The organism is Novosphingobium sp. CCH12-A3, from assembly GCF_001556015.1.
GTDB classification, from domain to species: domain Bacteria; phylum Pseudomonadota; class Alphaproteobacteria; order Sphingomonadales; family Sphingomonadaceae; genus Novosphingobium; species Novosphingobium subterraneum.
The window spans coordinates 1-14,484 of record NZ_LSIA01000242.1 but is presented as its reverse complement, the minus strand read 5'-3'; the positions used below and the strand labels follow the sequence as shown (position 1 = coordinate 14,484).

17 protein-coding genes are annotated in these 14,484 nt (G+C 65.0%); 5 read left to right on the top strand and 12 right to left on the bottom strand.

The annotated features are described in order from the left end of the window. Nucleotide 1: 1 nt before the first annotated feature. Nucleotides 2–754 carry a tRNA pseudouridine(38-40) synthase TruA gene (gene truA, locus AX703_RS19780; RefSeq protein ID WP_062346585.1) on the bottom strand — a complete coding sequence of 251 codons (753 nt, stop codon included), beginning with the start codon at nt 752–754 and terminating at the stop codon, nt 2–4. Further along, on the bottom strand, nt 751–1,656 hold the full coding sequence (gene fmt / locus AX703_RS19775; protein ID WP_062346584.1) for a methionyl-tRNA formyltransferase: 906 nt from the start codon (nt 1,654–1,656) through the stop codon (nt 751–753). Before fmt ends, truA begins: the two co-directional genes overlap by 4 nt. Nucleotides 1,657–1,708: 52 nt before the next feature. On the opposite strand from fmt, the gene recR reads away from it, so the two are divergent. Together recR and def are read left to right on the top strand one after the other, a co-directional pair. Then, nucleotides 1,709–2,305, top strand: coding sequence for a recombination mediator RecR (gene recR, locus AX703_RS19770; protein WP_062346581.1), 597 nt, complete (start codon nt 1,709–1,711; stop codon nt 2,303–2,305). Nucleotides 2,306–2,370: 65 nt separating this feature from the next. Further along, on the top strand, nt 2,371–2,937 hold the full coding sequence (def, locus tag AX703_RS19765) for a peptide deformylase (protein WP_062346579.1): 567 nt from the start codon (nt 2,371–2,373) through the stop codon (nt 2,935–2,937). A 15-nt stretch (nt 2,938–2,952) separates the two neighbouring features. Here the strand turns inward: def and AX703_RS19760 are convergent, their stop codons facing one another. Next, nucleotides 2,953–3,363, bottom strand: coding sequence for a four-helix bundle copper-binding protein (locus tag AX703_RS19760; RefSeq protein WP_062346577.1), 411 nt, complete (start codon nt 3,361–3,363; stop codon nt 2,953–2,955). A gap of 148 nt (nt 3,364–3,511) precedes the next feature. On the opposite strand from AX703_RS19760, the gene rmuC reads away from it, so the two are divergent. Both rmuC and AX703_RS19750 read left to right on the top strand, forming a co-directional pair. Next, nucleotides 3,512–4,993, top strand: a complete 1,482-nt coding sequence (gene rmuC / locus AX703_RS19755) for a DNA recombination protein RmuC (protein WP_082734698.1) — start codon at nt 3,512–3,514, stop codon at nt 4,991–4,993. Nucleotides 4,994–5,139: 146 nt separating this feature from the next. Continuing rightward, nucleotides 5,140–5,763, top strand: coding sequence for a hypothetical protein (locus tag AX703_RS19750; RefSeq protein ID WP_197423782.1), 624 nt, complete (start codon nt 5,140–5,142; stop codon nt 5,761–5,763). Here AX703_RS19750 and AX703_RS19745 read toward each other — a convergent pair whose 3' ends face one another. From AX703_RS19745 to AX703_RS19710, 8 genes are all read right to left on the bottom strand, one after another. Beyond that, nucleotides 5,764–6,168 (bottom strand): META domain-containing protein, encoded by a 405-nt coding sequence (locus AX703_RS19745; protein ID WP_062346571.1) that lies wholly within the window; start codon nt 6,166–6,168, stop codon nt 5,764–5,766. Nucleotides 6,169–6,223: 55 nt separating this feature from the next. Then, entirely contained in the window at nt 6,224–7,027 is an 804-nt protein-coding gene (locus tag AX703_RS19740; RefSeq protein WP_062346569.1) for an RNA methyltransferase, read from the bottom strand. Between the two features lie 38 nt (nt 7,028–7,065). Then, nucleotides 7,066–7,362, bottom strand: a complete 297-nt coding sequence (locus tag AX703_RS19735; protein WP_039331581.1) for an HPr family phosphocarrier protein — start codon at nt 7,360–7,362, stop codon at nt 7,066–7,068. A 1-nt stretch (nt 7,363) separates the two neighbouring features. Then, the gene (locus AX703_RS19730; RefSeq protein ID WP_062346566.1) at nt 7,364–7,768 is read right to left on the bottom strand and encodes a PTS sugar transporter subunit IIA; all 405 of its coding nucleotides are present in this window, start codon (nt 7,766–7,768) and stop codon (nt 7,364–7,366) included. A gap of 151 nt (nt 7,769–7,919) precedes the next feature. After that, nucleotides 7,920–8,852, bottom strand: coding sequence for an RNase adapter RapZ (gene rapZ, locus AX703_RS19725; protein ID WP_062346564.1), 933 nt, complete (start codon nt 8,850–8,852; stop codon nt 7,920–7,922). Between the two features lie 63 nt (nt 8,853–8,915). Next, nucleotides 8,916–9,341 (bottom strand): HPr kinase/phosphorylase, encoded by a 426-nt coding sequence (locus AX703_RS19720; RefSeq protein WP_062346561.1) that lies wholly within the window; start codon nt 9,339–9,341, stop codon nt 8,916–8,918. Then, the gene (locus AX703_RS19715) at nt 9,338–10,927 is read right to left on the bottom strand and encodes a stimulus-sensing domain-containing protein (RefSeq protein WP_062346560.1); all 1,590 of its coding nucleotides are present in this window, start codon (nt 10,925–10,927) and stop codon (nt 9,338–9,340) included. Before AX703_RS19715 ends, AX703_RS19720 begins: the two co-directional genes overlap by 4 nt. Beyond that, nucleotides 10,914–11,669, bottom strand: a complete 756-nt coding sequence (locus AX703_RS19710; RefSeq protein ID WP_062346557.1) for a response regulator transcription factor — start codon at nt 11,667–11,669, stop codon at nt 10,914–10,916. Before AX703_RS19710 ends, AX703_RS19715 begins: the two co-directional genes overlap by 14 nt. Nucleotides 11,670–11,911: 242 nt before the next feature. On the opposite strand from AX703_RS19710, the gene AX703_RS19705 reads away from it, so the two are divergent. Beyond that, complete coding sequence (locus AX703_RS19705; RefSeq protein WP_062346555.1) at nt 11,912–13,516, top strand: phosphoenolpyruvate carboxykinase; 1,605 nt, start codon at nt 11,912–11,914, stop codon at nt 13,514–13,516. A gap of 81 nt (nt 13,517–13,597) precedes the next feature. On the opposite strand, the gene AX703_RS19700 is transcribed toward AX703_RS19705, so the two are convergent. Beyond that, nucleotides 13,598–14,484, bottom strand: an 887-nt coding sequence (locus AX703_RS19700; RefSeq protein ID WP_062346552.1) for an N-acetylmuramoyl-L-alanine amidase, incomplete at its 5' end; no start/stop codon positions are given.

Below are 14,484 nucleotides of genomic sequence, written 5' to 3'. Positions count from 1 at the left end.
TTCACTCTCCGGGATATGTTGCGGAGACGAAGTATAGACCTTCGGCAGGCGCGTTAAGTCCTAATTTGCTACGGTCTTTTGCTGCCAGCGCTTCGGCCACCTGGCCGACCGGCCACTGCCCCTGCCCCACCAGCGCAAGGCACCCCACCATCGAGCGCACCTGATGGTGCAGGAAGCTGCGCGCCGCTGCCTCGATGATCACCCGGTCGCCCTCGCGCCGCACGTCCAGCCGGTCGAGCGTCTTCAACGGGCTGGCCGACTGGCAGTGCACCGAACGGAACGTGGTGAAATCGTGATGGCCCACCAGCGCCTGCGCCGCGGCGTGCATCGCCGCAGCGTCAAGCGGCTTGGCGATACGCCAGGCCCGCCCCAGTTCCAGCGTCAGCGGCGCGCGGCGATTGATGATGCGATATTCGTACGACCTGCCGATGCAAGAGAAGCGCGCATGCCAGTCGTCGGCCACGTGGCTGCAATCGAGCACCGCGATCGGATGCTCCGCCAGGCGCAGCCGCGCATTGAGTGCTTCCATCATGCGAAACGGATCGAACGCGCGCGAAAGATCGAAATGCGCTCGCATCCCCAGCGCATGAACCCCGGTATCTGTCCGCCCTGCGGCGTTGAGCACCACGGCCTCGCCCGTGACGGATTCGACCGCCTCTTCCACCGCCTGCTGCACGCTCGGCCCGTGCGACTGGCGCTGGAAGCCCATATAGGGCCCGCCGTTCCATTCGAGAGTCAGCGCAAACCGCATCAGCCGAGCCGGGTCCCCGCCGCAATCGCCCGCCCGCGCAGAAGCGATGCCGCATCCATGGCCGGACGCCCCGCCCTCTGGATCAGCACAGGCCGGATCGCGCCCGAACCGCAGGCGATGGTGAGCCTGTCATCAAGCGTCACGCCAGCCTCACCCTGCGCATCAGCGACTTCAGCCGCCAGTATGCGATACCGCTCGCCCTCAAGCTCGAAGAACGCTCCGGGCACCGGCGCAAACGCCCGTACCTGCCGTTCCACCTCCACCGCATCGCGCGTGAAATCCAGCCGGCTCTCCGCCTTGTCGATCTTGTGGGCGTAAGTCACACCCGCCTCGGGCTGCACCACAGCCGGATAGGCAGCCAGATCAGTGAGCACCTGCACCATCAGCGCGGCACCCTTCGCGGCCAGCTCCGCAGTCAGTTCGCCCGCCGTCTTGCCATCGACCTGCGTCTTAACCTCGGCCAGCATCGGCCCGGTATCCAGTCCGCGCTCCATCTGCATGATGGTCACGCCGGTCATATCGTCACCTGCAAGGATCGCCCGCTGCACAGGCGCCGCCCCCCGCCAGCGCGGCAGGATCGAGCCGTGGACGTTGAGGCAGCCCAGGCGCGGCGCGTCCAGCACCGCCTGCGGCAGGATCAGGCCATAGGCCGCCACGACCGCGACATCGGCCCCCAGCGCGGCAAGCGCCGTCTGCTCTTCGGCCCCTTTCAATGAAGCCGGCGTGCGCACCTCGATCCCATGCGCCTCCGCCGCCAGATGCACCGGCGACGGCTGGAGCTTCTTGCCCCGCCCCGCCGGACGCGGCGGCTGGCTGTAGACGGCAACCACCTCGTGCCCAGCAGCGACCAGCGCTTCCAGCGTCGGCACCGCGAAATCGGGCGTGCCCATGAAGATGATGCGCATAAGCTGTCTGCAAGGCCTTCCGTTTGTCGGCTCCGGCCCTATCTGTGCTGCCATGGCATCGCAAGAGATCGAGGCACTTTCCGGCGCATTGGCGCGCCTCCCCGGGCTCGGCCCCCGCTCGGCCCGCCGCGCCGTGCTGTGGCTGATCAAACGGCGCGAAACCGCGCTGCCCCAGTTGCTCAACGCGCTGACCCAGGTGCAGGAACTGCTGGTCGAATGCGAGGTCTGCGGCAATGTCGATACCGCCAACCCCTGCGGCATCTGCACCGATCCCCGCCGTGACCAGCGCTCCATTTGCGTGGTCGAGGAAGTCGCCGACCTCTGGGCGCTGGACCGCGCCCGCCTGTTCACCGGCAAGTACCACGTGCTCGGCGGCAGGCTATCGGCCTTGGAAGGCGTGCGCCCCGAAGACCTGACCATCGGCCAGCTGCTCGACCGCGTGGGCCACGGCGGCATCGACGAAGTCGTCCTCGCCATGAACGCCACGCTCGAAGGCCAGACCACCGCCCATTACATCGCCGAGCGGCTCGAAGACGCCCCCGTGCGCGTCACGCAACTGGCGCACGGCCTGCCGGTCGGCGGCGAGCTTGACTACCTCGACGAAGGTACCTTGGCGCAAGCGTTGCGGGCAAGGCGCCCGGTGGCCTGATCGCCGATCACACTGATCGAAACGCTGTTCTTGCGACTCCCGCCCACATTCCTTATCTGCCCCCCATGGCCATCCGTGAAATCATCGAAGTCCCCGACCCGCGCCTCAAGCAGGTCTCCGTCCCCGTCGAAAAGTTCGACGACGAGCTCAAGACGCTGGTCGAAGACATGTTCGAGACGATGTACGATGCCCCCGGCATCGGCCTCGCCGCGATCCAGGTGGGCGTGCCACTGCGCGTGCTGGTCATCGACCTTCAGCCCGATGATCCCGATGCCGAACCCGTCGCCTGCGACCACGATGGCCACCACCATCACCACCAGCCGACCAAGAAGGAACCGCGGGTCTTCATCAACCCCGAGATCCTCGATCCATCTGAAGAGCACAGCCTCTATCAGGAAGGCTGCCTCTCCGTGCCCGAGATCTACGCCGAGGTCGAGCGCCCTGCCCGCATCCGCGCGCGCTGGCAGGACCTCGACGGAAACACGCACGAGGAGGAAATGGACGGCCTGATGGCCACCTGCCTCCAGCACGAGATGGATCATCTCGAAGGCGTGCTGTTCATAGACCACCTTTCGCGCCTCAAGCGCAACATGGCGCTGAAAAAGCTGGAAAAGCTGCGCAAGGCGGCGTGACCTGATGAGGCCGCGTTACGCGGCCTCATGCACCTCACGATCCAGATCTTCGAGTGCCCGGCGGCAATCGTCGGCGCATTCGCGGCACATCTGCGCGCAACGGCGGCAATGGGCGTGGTCATGCTTCGCGCACTCCGCCTCGCAAATCTCGCAGGCCTTGATGCACACGGCAAGCTGCGCCCGGATCAACTCGCGGTTGGATCCCGTGCGGCGCGTGGCAATGCGGCTCGTCGCGGCGCAGACATCAGAGCAATCCAGGCAGGTGCGGATGCACTGATCCATGTCCATCGCTTCGGCGAGACAGGCATCTGCGCACGAATTGCAGATCGCGGAGCAATACATCGCATGCTTCACTGCCAACCCCAGCGTGGCGTTGTAGTTGTCACCCACCTGCGGGTGTTCCGAAATCATCTTCTCGATCGACATGGGCGCTCTCCTTCGTTCGCAAGGGCTTAGCGGGTCGCGCTCCTTTCCGTTCCGCGCCCCGTCCTGCCTGTGGAACACGCCGGCTGAATCGGTTGCGCCAATTGGCGCGTCACGGTAGGTTCCCATTTCGTTCCTGTTGGAGAATTCCGTGGAATCTGCCCTTTTCGTCATCGTAGCGCTTGTGATCGGGCTTGGTATCGGCTGGTCCCGCCATGACAGCCGCGATGCCGAGGCCAAGGCCCACGAAGGCACGGTCAAGGCGATGACGGTCGACCTCGCTGCCACGGTGGAGCGCGCCAAGGCACTGGAATCCGGCCTTGCCGAACTGCAGGATGTTCGCCGCCAGCGCGATGAACTGGCCCCTGCTCTCGCCGCCGCCCGCCAGCGCGCTGCCGATGCAGATCAGGTCCGCGCCGAACTTGCTCAGGTCCGGGCCGAGCGCGAATCATTGCGCGCCGAGCTTGAGCGCATGAAGGCCGATGCCGAGAACTTCGCCGAACAGAAGCGCCTGCTGATCGAGGCGCAGGAGGCCCTGCGCAAGGAGTTCGAGAATGCTGGCAACAAGGTGCTGGAAAAGGCGCAGGAAGCCTTTCTCAACCGTGCTCATGCCCGTTTCGAGGAAAGCGAGAAGACCAGCGCCGAACGCCTCAAGTCCCTGCTCGCCCCTGTAGACCAGCGGCTGCGCAGTTATGAGGAACAGGTGCAGAGCCTCGAAAAGCAGCGCGTGGACTCGTTTGGCCAGCTGACCGGTCTGATCCAGTCGATGCGCGATGGGCAGGAAGCAGTGCGTGCCGCAGCCGCCCAACTCGGCAACTCGCTGCGCAATGGCCCGAAAACTCGCGGGCGCTGGGGCGAACTGCAGTTGCGCAACGTGCTGGAACAATGCGGCCTGTCCGAACACACCGATTTCATCACGGAACATTCGGTCGATACCGACGAAGGCCGCCTGCGCCCGGATGCCATCGTCCGCGTTCCCGGAAACAAGCTGCTGGTGATCGACGCCAAGGTTTCGCTCAATGCCTATCAGGATGCCTTCGAGGCGGAGGACGACGATACGCGGAAGATCGCGTTGAACGCCCACGTCCAGTCGATGCGCAACCACATCCAGACACTGGGCGCCAAGTCCTATCAGTCGCAGTTCGAAGAGGCGCCGGACTACGTGCTGATGTTCGTTCCCGGCGAACACTTCATTGCCGCCGCGCTGGAGCGTGACCCCTCGCTATGGGATTTCGCCTTCGAACGGCGCGTTCTGCTGGCCAGCCCGACCAACCTCGTCGCCATTGCCCGCACCGTGGCCCAAGTCTGGCGGCAGGACGGCCTGGCCCGCGAAGCGCGCGAGATCGGTAAGATGGGCGGCGAGCTTTACGATCGCCTTGCCGTCGCCGCCGAACACCTCAAGCGCGTCGGCAACGGGCTGGACAGTGCAGTGAGCAACTACAACAAGTTCGTCGGCAGCTTCGAACGCAACGTGCTGTCGGCTGGTCGCCGCCTGAAGGACAAGCACATCGAGATCGGCAAGCGCGAGCTTGAGGAAGTGCCTCTTGTCGAAGCCGCCCCGCGCTATGCTGAGGCAGAACCGGTGCCGCTCGCAGCGATTGCCAACGACGATGGAGACGTCGCTGCGGAATGACACAGAGGCTCGCCCGGCTCCTTTTCGCCACTGCCGCACTGGCGGCTCTGGCCGGGTGCGGGAGCGGGAGCGAGCCTCAAGCGTCGCCAAGCGCTAGTGAACCCTATCCGGCCCCGCCAGCGCCCCCGCCGGCCTCCGAGCCAGTGGTGGAGCCCGAACCTGAAGCAAGCCAGTCTGCCACCCCTGCGCCTGCTACGGTGCAGGAAGCCCGCTACGCGCCGCGGGACGAATGCCTGAAGCAGCCAGGCTGGCCCGCGTTTCACAAGGCCTTGGTGGCCGCGATCCTGAAACGGGACGCGCAAGCGATGTCCAAGCTCGCGGCACCCGATATCGCGCTGGACTATGGGGGCGGCAGCGGGCCTGCCGAACTGGTCAAGCGTCTCAACGATCCCGAGACGAAACTGTGGCTTGAACTCGAAGCGATGTTGCCGCTGGGCTGCGCCGTGCAGGGCGGGCTGGCCGCCATGCCATGGGTCTTCTGGAACGTGCCGGAAGACATCGACAGCTACAGTGCGATGCTGGTGCTCGGCGACGACACGCCCATGCGGGATAAACCGGGCGGCAAACCCTTGGCGCCAGCAGGCTGGAGCATTGTCGGCATAGATCCGATGGACTTCGACAGTGAAGCCAGAGCGATCCGCGTTACCACGCATGACGGAACCAAAGGCTACATCGAAACGGCCAAGCTGCGCAGCCTGCTCGACTATCGCCTGATTGCCGAACCCAAGCAGGGTCAGTGGCAGATCACCGCCTTCATCGCCGGGGATTGATCAGCCGGTCGTCAGCTCCAGGTCGAGCGCATGTCCGCCGGACACCAACCGCATCGTCCGTCCGCGGCGCTCGATCTCGGGTGCGGCAGATAACAATGCGTTGACCGCCTCCTCCTGTTGCCACACCGGACCCTCGCAGAACATCCGCGTCGCCATGAGCGGGCCAGCGACCAACCTCTGCCCATCGACGCGATAGTCGCCGCCGATGCCGTTGCAGCCGACGCTTGCGCTCAGCCGCCCGTCCTCGAACTTCAAGGTGGCCTTCTCGGGCGCAACCGGCGCGGCCCCATCCACGCGCAGGATCGTCCAAGCCGTACCGGCCAGCCCCGCACTACCCGAAGGCGCAGTGGCGCAACCCGCCAGGAGCGAGGCCGAAACCGCGAGAAAGGCGAGAGTCGAGCGCATGAGGCTACCCATGCTCCCGCGCGACTGAGCGTGCGATTAACCGGTTGGTACGTGGTTATTCAGGCAGGCTGGCAAGTACTTCGTAGGCCAGCACAGCCCCTGCCACCGCCGCGTTCAGGCTGTCCGCGCGCCCCTTCATCGGCATGGTCACGCGCAAGTCGCAGGCCATCTCGTAATCTTCAGGCAGCCCACGCGATTCATTGCCGACCATCACGAAGCATGGGCTGGCGTAGGGCGCGCCGCGATAGGGCACGGCCTCTCGCAAGCTTGCCGCCACAAGCTGTCCCTCGCCCTGACGCAACCAGCCGAGAAATTCGTCCCACCGCGCCTGCGCCAGCCGCTCGGTAAAGATCGCGCCCATGCTGGCGCGCACGGCTTCGACCGAGAACGGATCCACGCAATCGTCGATCAGGATCAGCCCGCCTGCCCCCACCGCGTCCGCCGTCCGTAGCATCGTGCCGAGATTGCCGGGATCGCGCATGGCGTGCGCAACCAGCCAGATCGGCGCGGCATTGCGGTCGATCAGACTGATCGAAGTGTCCCACTCGGCAAACACCCCTGCAACGGCCTGCGGATTTTCCTTGCCGGTCACCTTGGCCAGGATGTCCAGCGGCAGCTCGATCACCTCGCCCCCGGCGCGGGCGACATCCGCCTCAAGCTCGTCAAGCAGAGGGTGCCCTTCGCGCCCTTGCGCCATGAGCAGGATTTCCGGCAGTCGCCCCCCCTCACGCGCATCGGTCAGCAGGCGCAGCCCCTCGGCCAGGAACTTGCGCTCGCGCCGCCGGTGCTTCTTCTCGCGCAGGGAGCGGACGAACTTTACCGTCGGGTTGGAATAGCCGGTGATGATCTTGCGCGTCATGGCATCCCCATGCGCGACTGAGCGGGTCGCAGCAACCGTTAGTCTTCGCCGAAGCCGTCCTTGATCAGGCCGGTCAGCTTCATCAGGATCGCGTCTGCCTCGCCTTCAGGGCCAGCTACGCTCACATCCACCGTATCGCCCTTCGCCGCGCCCAGCATCATCAACCCCAGGATGGAAGCCCCGGCGGCATCGGTGCCGTCCTTGGCCACGGTCACCTCGAACCCGGCGGGCAGCTTGGCCACCGCGTTGACGAACTTGGCGCTGGCCCGTGCATGGAGACCGCGCTGGTTGACGATCGTTACTGTCTCCCGGGTGACGTAACCCTGTTCAGCCATCTCATGCATCCTGCCCTAAGAATTCCGAAGCGATCGTTATGTAATTCCGCCCCGCATCGCGCGCGGCGGCTGTCGCTTCCTTTACACCCATGCAATTGCGCGCCTTTGCGAGGCGGATCAGCATGGGCAGGTTGATCCCGGCAATCACTTCGACGCGCCCCGCCTGCATCAGCGAGATTGCAAGATTCGAGGGCGTTCCACCGAACAGATCGGTCAGGATGATCACGCCTCCGCCGCTATCGACGCGCCGAATCGCGTCGGCGATTTCCTTGCGGCGCTTCTCCATGTCATCGTTGGGACCAATGCACACTCCGATCACGTCGCTTTGCCGGCCGACGACATGCTCCATCGCATGGATGAACTCGTCGGCGAGAGCGCCGTGGGTAACCAGAATAAGACCGATCATGAAAGGGGCAGGCTCCGAAGTGCGGCCGGGCAATCTGCACTGCTGGCGATGAACGCGAGCTTGGCAGGATTGCAGGGCGCGCAAGACGACTGGGAATCAAAACGCATGGCTTCCAGTGCTGCCCCGCCCATCCTTGTTATCCCCCGCTGTCTCAAGCTTTCCGACCTTCAAGCAGATCGGCCGCGCGCGACGCGAGGTTGCGATGCAGCAATGTGGGTGAAAATCCTTCCGCGCGCAAGGCTGAAGCGATCTGCTCGGCCATGAACACCGAGCGATGCTTGCCGCCGGTACAGCCAAATGCCACGTGGACATATGCCTTGCCCTGTTGGCGATAGCGCGGAAGCAGCAGCAGCAGCAGATCGCGAATCCGTTGGAAAGCCTCGGCAAAAGCAGGGTCCTGCCGGATATAGTCCCCCACCGCCGGGTCCTGCCCGGTCTGCGGCCGCAGTTCGTCCACCCAGTGCGGGTTGGCAAGAAACCGCATGTCGAACACCAGATCAGCGAGCGGCGGCGTGCCCCGCGAAAAGCCGAAGCTGCTGATCGTCAGCGTCGGTGCAGAGGCGGTCACATCGCCGAACTGGTCGCGAATCGCCTGCTGCAGGTCGTTCGAGGTGAAGCTGGTGGTCGAGATCACCACATCGGCCCAGCGTCGCAGCGGCTCGAGCAGTTCGCGCTCGGCCATGATCCCGGTCGAGGCCGGCTTGTCCTCGCTCATCGGGTGGCGGCGGCGGGTTTCGTTGTAGCGCCGCTCGAGTTCAGCCCCGCCACAATCGAGGAACAGGGTGGTGACTTCGATGTCCTTGCGCTGCGAGAGCTTCTTGACCAGCTGGATCGTCCTGGCCGGATCGAACCCCCGCGTGCGGGTATCGAAGCCGATCGCCATGGGCGCGCCCGATTCCATCCGCGCCGATCCCGGTTCGGTTTCGAGCAGGCGATCGAGCAGGCGGATCGGGAAGTTGTCGATCGCCTCCCAGCCCAGATCCTCCAGCGTGCGCAGCGCGGTCGTCTTCCCCGCGCCGAGCAAGCCGGTGACGAGGAGAATGCGCTGAGGGCCGGAGCCTGGAGAGCTTGAGTCTTGCGCCATCGGAAGCCCGCTTTGCGCCTTTGCCGCACGCTTGGAAAGTCCGCAAAATGGACCTGTCCCCAATCAGGAAAACGTCAACCCATAGCGGGCAAGCGCCAGCTCCGCGCGCAGCGGCAACACAGGCGACTCCGGCCAGAGTGCCACGCAAGGAATTCTTATCCCTTCCATTTCATACGCTTGCGCCTGCTCGATGAACCGCGGTGCGGTGCTGTCCAGTTGCACGAGCAATGCAGCTGGGACCGGCGCCGAGACGGGAAAATCAAGAATGCCAAGGTTGCGCACTTCCAGCTTGCCGACCGTATTGGGATGTGCGGCAACGATCAGGCGCCCCTCCCTGGCCTCCACCATCACCCCATCGTCGCCGACCAGCACTGCCCCGCGATCGATCAGCGCCAGGGCGAGACTCGACTTGCCCGTCCCCGGCGCTCCAGCGATCAGCAGGCCCCTCCCGCCAATCGCCACGCAGGTCAGTTGCACTGCCCGGCTCACTCCGCTTCCTCCTCGACCGCGAGGGGAATGCTCAGCAGGAAGTAGGCCCCGGCCTTGCCATCGGGCCGATCATGGATCGTCAGCGTCCCGTCATGCGCCTCGGCAATCGTCCGTGCGATGGCAAGGCCAAGGCCGCTGTGCGCGCCGAACGCCTCTTCGGCCGGCCGCACCGAATGGAACCGTTCGAACACCTTGTCCCGTTCCGCCATGGGCACGCCCGGGCCCTGATCGCTTACCGCAATATGCGCCCAGTCCCCATCCCCCCAGACCTTGACGTCGACGCAGCCACCCGTCGGCGAGAACGAGACCGCGTTGTCGAGCAGGTTCTCCAGCACGCGCTCCAGCCGCGCGGCGTCGCCCGGCACGGTCGTCTCGCCGTCCAGCCGCACCATCCTGATCGGCACGGTGGCGCAGGCCCGCACATCGCGCGCACCCACCACCTGAGAGGCCAGCAAGGCGAGGTCCACCGCGACAAACATCGCGCGGCTCAGCTCCGCATCGATCCGGCTCGCGTCCGCAATCTCGGTAATCAGGCGGTCGATCCGCTGCACATCATGCGCGGCAATGTCCGAAAGCTGGCGGCGCAGTGCCGGTTCCTCAACCCGCTCCATCGTCTCGAGCGCGCTGGAAAGCGAGGCGAGCGGGTTCTTGAGCTCGTGTGCAACGTCGGCGGCAAAGCTTTCCACGGCGTCGATCCGCTGGCGCAAGGCCGTGGTCATGTCCGAAACCGCGCGCGCCAGAAGGCCGATCTCGTCGCCACGATCGGGCAGGCGCGGCACCACCACCTCGCGCTCGCGCCCGAGCCGCACGCGCACGGCCGCTCGCACCAGCGCCCGCAGTGGCTGGACGATGGTGCGAGCGAGAAACAGCGAGAGCTGGACCGACAGCAGCAGGGCGATGCCGATGATGATCACCAGCGTCTGGCGGGCATCACGCACCGATTGCGTCACGTCGAGCGCATTGCGCAAGGTCAGCAGCACCTCGCCCTTGTCACCCACCGGGGTCGCCGCCGTGATCACGGGGGTGCGGTCGGGGGCATAGCGCAGGTACACTTCCGTCCGCTCCGACTGCCGCGCCGCCTGGATCTCGGGCCAGCTCCCGGCCGGCCGCTCGGAGGTATCGCTGTAACGCTCCACTGTCGGCGCGTTGACGATGAAGTCCACGCCCCGGTCCAGCAGTCGCGCCGCCTTCTGGTACCAGGGCTCGGTCTCGGGATTGATCAGCGCGAAGGATGGGGGCGCCAGAGCGAAGCTGTCGGCCAGCAACTGGCTTTCAGGATCGTAGAGGCGCAAGCGCAACACCTGATCCGTGCCGATCCGCGCCAGCAATTCCTTGCGCTGCGCCATCTTCGCCCCGTCCAGAGCATCGGCGGCGATCTCCGCCTCGGCCCGGGCCAGCTTGAACCGCTCCTCGATCAGCTGGGTCCGATAGCTGTCGAGATAGAAGAACCCGCCCGCAAGCAGCGCCAGGGCAATGACGTTGACGAACAGGATACGGGTGGTCAGCGAGACGCCGCGAATGCGCCACAGCGTCCGCAGGCGCCGCCGACGCAAACCCGGCTGAACATTGCCGTCAGTCTTCGGCAAAACTGTAACCGGCGCCGTAGAGCGTCTCGATCGCCCCGAACTCGCCGTCCACCGCGCGGAACTTGCGCCTCAGGCGCTTGATATGGCTGTCGATCGTGCGGTCGTCGACGAACACGTCATCGTGATAGGCCGCATCCATGAGCTGGTTGCGCGTCTTCACTACACCCGGCCTGATCGCCAGCGCTTCAAGGATCAGGAACTCGGTCACCGTAAGCGAAACCGCTTCACCCTCCCAGGTCACCGCATGGCGCGCCGGATCCATGACCAGTCGCCCGCGACGGATCGGCTCGGGCAAGGGTTCGCTGTCCGCCTCCTGTTCGGCCGCCTCGCGCCGCACGATTTCGCTGCGCCGCAAAATCGCTTTAATTCGGGCTACGAGCAATCGCTGGCTGAACGGTTTGGCGATATAATCGTCGGCCCCCATCGACAGGCCGAGCGCTTCGTCGGCCTCGTCGTCCTTGCTCGTCAGGAAGATGACAGGCAGATCGCTCTTCTCGCGAAGGCGGCGCAGCAACTCCAGCCCGTCCATGCGTGGCATCTTGATGTCGCACACAGCCAGATCCGGCGGATTGTCGAGCAGCGCCTTCAAGGCCGCGTCACCATCATTGTAGAGCCGCGTGGCGAAGCCCTCGGTCTGCAGTGCGATCGAAACAGTCGTCAGGATATTGCGGTCGTCGTCCACAAGCGCGATCGTGCGCGGCAGGTCTGCACTTTCGGCGCGAGGCGGTTGCGGCGTAGCCATGGTTTCGAGCGATACCGGGCCGACGCAAAGCTTGCAACTTCAAGCGCAAATGCCGCTGCACTGCAGCATTTCCAGTTGCATGGAACGCAACCTGATGCGCAAAAAAACTTCGTTGCCGCGTGTCATTTGACGCAGCAAACGCAGGTGACTATGCGCAGGTCGAGAATCAGCGCATTCGTATTCGCAATCCGTGCGCAAGCGGGCAAATCTCTGTCCAAAGCGCCACCAACGGGAGGCCCCAAGTGTCCGATACCAGCCTGAACGTGTCCCTCGCCAGCCAGGGCTATCCCGAACCGGCAGAGCTGTTCGCCAACCTCGGCACCGCGCCTCTGGTCGAACACGCCGTCCGCAACGGTGAAGGCCTGCTCTGCGTCGATGGTCCGCTCGTGGTCGAGACCGGCAAGCACACCGGCCGATCCGCCAAGGACAAGTTCATCGTCCGCGACGCCGAGACCGAGAACACCGTGTGGTGGGGCAAGACCAACGTGCCCATGACGCCGGAGCACTTCGCCGCGCTCAAGGCCGATTTCATCAAGGCCCTGGGCGAAAAGGACCGCCTCTACGTGGCCGATCTGTTCGGCGGCTCGCAGCCCGAACACCGCGTCAACGTCCGCGTCATCAACGAATTCGCCTGGCACAACCTTTTCATCCGCACCCTGCTGGTGCGCCCGACCACTGACGAGCTGGCCTCGTTCGTGCCGGAATACACCATCATCGACCTGCCGAGCTTCCGTGCTGATCCGGAACGCCATGGCAGCCGCAGCGAAACCGTGATCGCGGTCAACTTCACCGAGAAGCTTATCCTGATCGGCGGCACCGCCTATGCGGGTGAAATGAAGAAGTCGGTGTTCGGCATCCTCAATTACCTGCTGCCGACCAAGGGCGTCATGCCGATGCACTGCTCGGCCAACGTCGGTCCTGATGGCAAGACTGCCGTGTTCTTCGGCCTGTCCGGCACCGGCAAGACCACGCTGTCGGCCGATGCTTCGCGCACGCTCATCGGCGATGACGAGCATGGCTGGTCCGACACCGCCGTGTTCAACTTCGAAGGCGGCTGCTACGCCAAGATGATCCGCCTCTCGGCCGAAGCCGAACCGGAAATCTTCGCCACCACCAAGCGCTTCGGCACCGTGCTCGAAAACGTCGTGATCGATCCCGTCACCCGCACGATCGACCTCGACGACAATCGCCTCGCCGAAAACAGCCGCGGTTCCTACCCGATCGACTTCATCCCGAACTGCTCGGAGAAGAACCTCGGCCCGGTTCCGGCCAACCTGATCTTCCTCACCGCCGATGCCTATGGCGTCCTGCCTCCGATCGCGCGCCTCACGCCCGATCAGGCGATGTATCACTTCCTCTCGGGCTACACCGCCCGCGTCGCCGGCACCGAGATCGGCGTGACCGAGCCGGAAGCCACCTTCAGCACCTGCTTCGGCGCGCCGTTCATGCCGCGCCACCCGTCGGTCTATGGCAACCTGCTCAAGGAACGCATTGCCAAGGGCGGCGTGAAGTGCTGGCTGGTCAACACCGGCTGGTCGGGCGGCAAGGCCACGCAGGAAGGCATCAAGCGCATGCCGATCAAGGCCACCCGCGCCCTGCTCAACGCCGCGCTCGATGGCAGCCTGAACAACGCCAACTTCAAGAAGGACCCGAACTTCGGCTTCGAAGTGCCGGTCGAGGTTCCGGGCGTCGACACGAAGCTGCTCGATCCGCGCGGGGCATGGGCCGATGCCGAGGAATACGACAAGACCGCGCAGGAACTCGTGCGCAAGTTCGTCGACAACTTCCAGCAGTTCGCCGAACACGTTGACCAGTCGGTCCGCGATGCGGCGCCGGTAACCGCCTGATCGCAGGTACCACTGCTGAAAACGCTGCGGGGCTCCTTCGGGAGCCCCGTTTCGTTTCAGGCGCCCGCTTCCTTTCTGGCCTCAGTCCAGATCAAGATAGTGGCTGTGCACCCAACCGGTCTTGCTGGGCTTGCCCGCCGCATCGAGAGTGGTGACCTCGATCCACGATCCGTTCACGCCCATCGGCATGACCTTGCTGCCGTCAGCCAGCAACTGGACCACGGCGAAGTTCGTGCCCGGACCGCTGCGCAGGTTGAGCCCGCCGGGCGAGCGGACCACGCCCACGTTCGCGCCGTTCTGGTCGCGCCCGCCCAATGCCCGCTGGCGGAAGCGGACCATGTCGAACGCCGGGCCGGGATCGGACTTGCGCACCGGAGCGATGTCGTCATGCCCGACGATCTCCGCAATCGGATAGACTTCGCGCAGCGCCCGCACGAGGGCGACCACGGCCTCGAACTGCGCTGCCGGATAGGCCTCCCAGCCGATCGGCGTGCGCGATCCATCGGGATTGCCGTTGCGGTGGACCGCCATCACCACATTGTCGACCTTCTGCCCGGCCGCGTTGTACCAGCCATTGGCGCCGCCCCGCAGCGCCCCCCAGTTGGCGATCTCGATGCCGATGGAATGCTTGTTCAGCCCGGCGAGACCGCGCCAGCTCGACTTGCCCGCATGCCACGCCACGTCGTTGAAGTTGACGCATTGGATGATCGAGCCATCCCGGTCGACGACCACGTGTGCCGATGAATTGGTGTTTTCCCGCGAAGCGAACCAGTTGGCCGACGAGGCGGCAGATCCGCCTGCGGTAAAGTGAATTACCACGATTCCGGGCGGTGCCGGAAAGGCGCCGCCGGTGTTGCGCGATCTGATCTGTCTTACGGGATTGGAGTTGTCGTTGAGGATTCCGTTCTTGATGAGTGGAGTAGGAAGCGCATAAGCGCTTCCCCTCCCCGAACCGTACGTGCACCTTT